At 72.5% G+C, this 5,677-nt stretch carries 7 protein-coding genes; 5 read left to right on the top strand and 2 right to left on the bottom strand.

Annotated elements, in window-relative coordinates; genetic code table 11:
- The coding region (locus ACWDX9_RS58820; RefSeq protein ID WP_449972244.1) for a PepSY-associated TM helix domain-containing protein at positions 1-881 on the bottom strand (881 nt) is incomplete at its 3' end.
- A gap of 79 nt (positions 882-960) precedes the next feature.
- A complete protein-coding gene (locus tag ACWDX9_RS58815) occupies positions 961-1,500 on the bottom strand; it encodes a hypothetical protein (RefSeq protein WP_449972241.1) in 540 nt (179 codons plus the stop codon).
- Positions 1,501-1,678: 178 nt separating this feature from the next.
- Between ACWDX9_RS58815 and ACWDX9_RS58810 the strand changes: the two genes are divergently transcribed.
- The 5 genes from ACWDX9_RS58810 to ACWDX9_RS58790 all read left to right on the top strand — a co-directional run bounded on the left by ACWDX9_RS58810 (position 1,679) and on the right by ACWDX9_RS58790 (position 5,648).
- A complete protein-coding gene (locus tag ACWDX9_RS58810; protein ID WP_357736831.1) occupies positions 1,679-1,882 on the top strand; it encodes a heavy-metal-associated domain-containing protein in 204 nt (67 codons plus the stop codon).
- 64 nt (positions 1,883-1,946) lie between these two features.
- Positions 1,947-2,537, top strand: coding sequence for a hypothetical protein (locus ACWDX9_RS58805; RefSeq protein ID WP_449972238.1), 591 nt, complete (start codon positions 1,947-1,949; stop codon positions 2,535-2,537).
- A 184-nt stretch (positions 2,538-2,721) separates the two neighbouring features.
- Complete coding sequence (locus ACWDX9_RS58800) at positions 2,722-3,798, top strand: ABC transporter substrate-binding protein (protein WP_449972235.1); 1,077 nt, start codon at positions 2,722-2,724, stop codon at positions 3,796-3,798.
- Complete coding sequence (locus ACWDX9_RS58795) at positions 3,791-4,888, top strand: FecCD family ABC transporter permease (RefSeq protein WP_449972232.1); 1,098 nt, start codon at positions 3,791-3,793, stop codon at positions 4,886-4,888. The genes ACWDX9_RS58800 and ACWDX9_RS58795 overlap by 8 nt, the downstream gene beginning before the upstream one ends.
- Positions 4,878-5,648, top strand: a complete 771-nt coding sequence (locus ACWDX9_RS58790; protein WP_355195260.1) for an ABC transporter ATP-binding protein — start codon at positions 4,878-4,880, stop codon at positions 5,646-5,648. The genes ACWDX9_RS58795 and ACWDX9_RS58790 overlap by 11 nt, the downstream gene beginning before the upstream one ends.
- Positions 5,649-5,677: the final 29 nt, after the last annotated feature.

Here is a 5,677-nt window from a genome sequence, read left to right as displayed (position 1 = left end):
CCTTTCCCTACACCCCCATCATCCCATCCGCCCGAGCCGCCCGAGCCGCCCGAGCCGCCCGAGCCGCCCGAGCCGCCCGAGCCGCCCGAGACGTCGATCGACGGGGTAGTCCAGTCGAGCGTCGCGCGCAGCTCGTCGACGTTGGCTCCGGCGTACTTGGACCAGGTCAGGCCGGTGGCGGACAGGAACAGCAGGCCGAGCACCGCCCACAGGCCGATCGAGCCGTGCCAGGACAGCGTGCGGCGGAGCCCGCCGGCGGCGCGGTCGGGGACGATGAGATGGCGCCGGTTGCGGCGGCGCCGGGCGACCCAGAGGACCAGGCCGCCGAGCGCGACCACCCACAGCCAGCTGGCGGCCAGCTCGCTGTAGATCCGTCCGGGTTCGCCCAGGTGGAGCTGGCGGTGGAGGGTGGAGATCCAGGCGCGTACGGGCAGCGCTCCCGAGCTGCCGTAGCTTTCCAGCGTGCCGCGCACCTGGCCGGTGGAGGGGTCGACGAAGACCGCCAGCTGGGTGCTTTCGGCGAGGCCCGGCTGGTTGATCAGCACGCGGGTGGTCTGGCCCGGTTCGGCGGCGGGCCGCACCGCGGTGACGGTGCCCTGGGGGTGGGTCGCGCGGGCCGCCGCGACCTGCGCGCTGAGGGGCAGGCTGGTCTTGCCGGCGGGCGCGGTGAGCTCGTGCTGGTAGACGACCTGCTCGATCTGGTACGAGGCGGCGTACATCAGGCCGGTGCACGCGGCGACGAGCAGGAAGGGGGCGATGAGGACGCCCGCGTAGAAGTGCAGCCGCAGCACCAGCGGGCGCAGCGCGGCCCAGGCGGTCCGCTCACGGGACGGCGGGGGGACGTGATCGACGGTATCGCCGACGTCGGCGGTCGAGGTCATCAGGCGTTCTCCACTCACAGCGCACACGGATGCGCGCGCTCTCGACAAGGCGGAACACGGGCCGGTGGCCCGAAAAGGATCAGATGAGGGAGAGACGCGCCGGCGGGCCCCGCCGGAAGTTCGCCGCCGCGAACAGGCGCTGGAGGAAGGCGTCGTGGTCGTCCCACGCCGCGGGCCGGCCACCGTACGGGCTCGGCTCGACCAGCCCGCCCGTCAGGACCGAAAGGACGCTCCACCAGCGGCCGACGGACGCGACGGCGAGATGGAGCAGCGCGGCCAGCGCGGTCTCGCCCCGCGCCAGCCACCAGGCCGAGATGACCGCCGTCATGCCGTGCACCAGGAACATGCCCACGCCCGTGGTGTGCTCATGAGGCGGCGGCACGTCGGCGGCGCCCGCGCCGAACAGCAGATGCATGCCGTACTGGGCGGCGAAGCAGGCCGCGAGCAGCACCTCCATGCCGCGCTGGCGGCCGGCGAGCAGGAACGCGCCCGTCCAGGTCAGTGCGAGCGCGCCGAGCAACGTGCCCGCGCGCACCGGATCGCCGCCGGCCAGTCCATGCAGGGCAGCCGAAACCAGCACGCAGACCGCCGCGAACATCGCGGCGCGTATTGCGCGCAAGAAGGGCCGGCCGACATGCACCCGGTCATAGTGCCATGTGATCGAGAATTCGTATATACGGAATTTGGATCTTAAAAAACATTGCCTGTCGCTTGAACCCAACCTCAGGAACCTGCGTATCCCACCTAAAGGCGAGCCGTGAGCGCGCCTGGTGGTATTACGGGAAAGGTTCGCGCCAATGACCCTGTCCGTCGCGGTTAAGGGAATGAGCTGTGGCTGCAGTGCCTCGACGATCCGGGCACAGGTCCTGCCACTGCGGGGCGTCGAGCGGGTGGAGGTGGACGTGCTGGGGGGCCGCGTCACCGTGAGCGGAGGCCCGCTGCTCGAGGAGTCGCAGGTGCGCGCGGCGATCGTCGAGGCCGGATACAAGGTGGCCTCCTGATCGTCCGCGGCGAGAGGCGCCTGATCTGAGGACGGCGGCACCGGTGTGCGAAGATCTGTCCGCGATGGGTCCGTTGTCGGTGGTGCGGTGGGTGCGCGCGGCGAGCTTCGCCGCCACGTGCGCCGCCCTGGCCATGCTCGGGCACCTGGCTGGCGGAGGCTACTTCGACGCGGTGTCGACACTGGGCGGCTTTCTGCTCCTGCTGCCTGTCGCGCTGGCCCTGACCGGGCGTGAGCGCAGCCTGGGCGCCATCCTGCCCGCGACGGCCTTGTCGCAGGTCGTCCTGCACGTCCTGCTGAGTCAGGGCGCCGCCCACCACGCGATGGCCTCCCTCGGGGCCGTCCCGGGCGCGGCGCAACTCCATCACGGAGGCTCCCAGAGCTTCGGGATGCTGGTCATGCACGCGCTGGGCGTGCTGCTGACCTCCGCCTGGTTGCGGTGGATCGAGTCGGGCCTGTGCGCCCTGGTCCGGCAGGTGGCCGGACGGGTGCTGCGCCCGCTGCTGGTCCTGGTCTTCACGGTGGCCGGGTGCACGGCCACCGGCCCGAGGGCGATCGCGTACGCGGGTGAGGACGAAACCCCGCCTATTCGCGCCTTCCTCCGACATGCCCTCGTAGGGCGGGCACCTCCTGGAGCGCACGCAGGGATCGCCTGATCCGGCGTCGGCCGTCCGCGCCGATTCCCGGGGCCGTTTCCCCATGCCTTTTCCCGAACAAGCCGACACCGGGCGTGCCGTAGCGCCGCCCGGGCGCCGCGCGTTGCCGCGATGCGCCGGTCACCGTCGTGACCCGCGCCGGTCTCGCGTGCCTCCAGACTCGACCTCGAAGAGAGCATCATCGATGAATCCCTGTCATGTGCGCCGCCCGCTGGCCGCCGCGCTCTGCGCGCTGGTGGCCCTGACCGGTTGCGGTGACCCCGCCGGCTCCGAGAGCGGATCCGCCGCCGTCCCCACTGCCTCCACCGTGTCCGGCTACCCCCTGACCTTCGACAACTGCGGCACGAAAGTCACCTTCCAGCGTCCGCCGCAGCGCGTGCTGATCCTCAACGGCACCAGCGTGGCCGAGGTGGAGAGCTTCATCATGCTCGGACTGGACAAGAGCGTCCTGGCCAACGCCCAGAGCTACGGCGTCTCCGACGACCCCGAGATGATCGGCAGGATCAAGGCGCTGCCGACCGGCGGGCTGACGATGAACAAGAACTTCGACGTCCCCGCCGAGCAGGTGCTCAAGCTCAAGCCGGACCTGGTGGTGTCCACCTGGTCCGGCGGGTTCGACGCCAAGAACGGCTTCGCCACCCGCGAGCAGCTCGCCGCCGCCGGGATCACCTCGCTGGTCAACCCGGTCAACTGCGCGATGGGCAAGCCCGAGGCCACGGAGGAGGAGAAGCGCGCCTACCGCAACCAGTCGATCAACTCCTCGCTGGAGTTCATCGCGCTGCTGGGGCGCGTCTTCGACGTCCAGGACCGCGCCGCCGACCTGATCGGCAAGCTGCGCGCCCGCGTCGAGGCCGTACGGGCGCGGGTCGCGGGCCGGCCCGCCAAGAAGGTCCTCATCGCCTATCCCGGCATGGCCATGATGAACGCCAACGGGCTCCCTGCCGTGATGACCGGCGGCATCTACGACGACGTGATCAAGGCCGCCGGTGGCGTCAACGCCTTCGCCGGGCAGAGCTCGGACGCCACCCGCACCCTCAACACCGAGCAGCTCGCCACCGCCCAGGTGGACGTGCTCGTGGTCGGGCAGTTCACGCCGGACGAGCGGCCCGAGGCGGAGGCGGCCAAGCTGTTCGCCGCCTACCCGCACTGGGCCGCGTCGAAGTCCAGGACGTACGCGGTGGTCTCCGACGGGGTGTATCTCGGCCCGCTCAACGCCGTGGCCGTGGAGAAGCTCTCCAAGGTGGTCCACCCCGGTGACTGACATCCTCACACCCGCGCCGGCGACCAGGGCCGCGCCGTCGCGGCGCCCGCACCTCGTCTCCGGCCCCGCCACCGGGCTGCTGCTGGCCGCCTTGGTCGTCGCGCTGGTCGCGGCCCTGGTGGCAGGCATATCCGTCGGCTCGGTCAACCTTCCGCCCGGCCAGGTCTGGGGTGTGGTCTGGGCCCACCTGACCGGGCGCGGCGCGCAGGCGGATCCGCTGCTCAGCCAGGTCGTCTGGGACCTGCGCACCCCTCGGGCGCTGCTCGCCGCGCTCGCCGGGGCCGGCCTGTCGGTGGCCGGGGTCGCGTTGCAGTCCCTCGTACGCAACCCGCTCGCCGACCCGTACGTGCTGGGCGTGTCCTCGGCCGCCTCGCTCGGGGCCGTGCTGGTCCCCGCGCTGGGCAGCGCCGCCCTCGCCGGGACGCTGGGCGTCACCGGGGCCGCCTTCGCCGCCGCCCTGCTGTCGGCGCTGCTGGTGTACGTGCTGGCGCAGCGCGCGGGCCGGCTGCTGGACTCGTGGCTGGTGCTGACCGGCGTCGCCGTCGGCTATCTGTGCGCGGCGGCCACCACGTTCGTGCAGCTCCAGCTCAACCCGACCGAGCTGCAGGGCATGATGTTCTGGCTGATGGGCAGCGTCGCCGGGGCGTCCTGGGCCGACCTGGGCGTGCCCGCCCTGATCGTCGTCTGCTGCCTGGCCTGGCTGTCCCTGCAGGCCCGCGCGCTGAACGCGCTGCTGGCCGGCGAGGAGGCCGCCATCGCCGTCGGCGTGCCGGTGGCGGTGCTGCGGATCGGGCTGCTCGTGGCCGGATCGCTGCTGACGGCCACCGTGGTCAGCGTGGTCGGCGGCATCGGCTTCATCGGGCTGATGATCCCGCACATGGCCAGGTTCGTCGTCGGGGCCGACCACCGCCGGGTGCTGCCCGTGTCGCTGCTGGCCGGAGCGCTGTTCCTGGTGCTGGTGGACCTGGCGGCCCGGATCGCCGACCGGCCCAACGAGCTGCCGGTGGGCATCTTCACCACCGGGCTCGGCGTTCCGTTCTTCCTGTGGCTGCTGCGCCGCCGATCAAGTGGAGGCACCGATGCGGCTTGACCTGGCCGGCGTCAGCGCCCGGATCGACGCCCGCCCCATCGTCGAGGACGTGAGCCTGACGGCCGGGCCGGGCGAGTTCGTCGCGCTCATCGGACCGAACGGCAGCGGCAAGTCCACCCTGCTGCGCACCGTCTACCGGTCGCTGCGCCCGTCCGGCGGCGTGGTCCGGCTCGACGGGCAGGACCTGTGGGGGATGCGGCCCCGCCAGGCCGCCCGGCACCGCGCCGTGCTGCCCCAGCACAGCCAGGTCGCCGACGGGCTGTCCGCCGCCGACGTCGTCGCCACCGGCCGCCACAGCCACCAGCGGCTGCTCGACCGGGAGAACGCCGCCGACCGCGCGGCGGTCGCCACCGCGCTGGAACGGGTCGGCATGGCCTGGGCGGCCGACCGGCTGATGCCGACGCTGTCGGGCGGGGAGCGGCAACGCGTGCTGCTCGCCCGCGCGCTGGCCCAGCAGGCGCCGCTGCTGGTGCTCGACGAACCCACCAACCATCTGGACGTCGGCTCCCAGCTCCTGCTGCTGGACCTGATCCGCTCCCTCGGCCTGACCCTGCTGGCCGCCCTGCACGACCTCGACCAGGCCGCCGCCTACGCCGACCAGGTCGTGGTCCTGCGCGACGGCCGCGTCGCCGGGCACGGCCCGCCCCTGGAGGTGCTGACGCCGGCGTTCATCGAGGAGGTCTTCGGCGTACGCGCGCACATCAGCCCGCACCCGATAACCGGCCGCCCGCACATCGCCGTGGCCTCACCCGCACCGTGAACATGCGCCGGCCGGTCCCTGGACCGGCC

This window comes from Nonomuraea sp. NPDC003201, assembly GCF_053590415.1.
The sequence above is the reverse complement of the archived record's forward strand: the minus strand, read 5'-3'. Positions and strand labels throughout refer to the sequence as shown.

What these genes read in the sequence shown, in the direction of transcription:
- ACWDX9_RS58810 (WP_357736831.1), top strand. Translation starts at nt 1,679, where the DNA reads ATGACCCTGTCCGTCGCGGTTAAGGGAATGAGCTGTGGCTGCAGTGCC.
- ACWDX9_RS58805 (WP_449972238.1), top strand. Translation starts at nt 1,947, where the DNA reads ATGGGTCCGTTGTCGGTGGTGCGGTGGGTGCGCGCGGCGAGCTTCGCC.
- ACWDX9_RS58800 (WP_449972235.1), top strand. Translation starts at nt 2,722, where the DNA reads ATGAATCCCTGTCATGTGCGCCGCCCGCTGGCCGCCGCGCTCTGCGCG.
- ACWDX9_RS58790 (WP_355195260.1), top strand. Translation starts at nt 4,878, where the DNA reads ATGCGGCTTGACCTGGCCGGCGTCAGCGCCCGGATCGACGCCCGCCCC.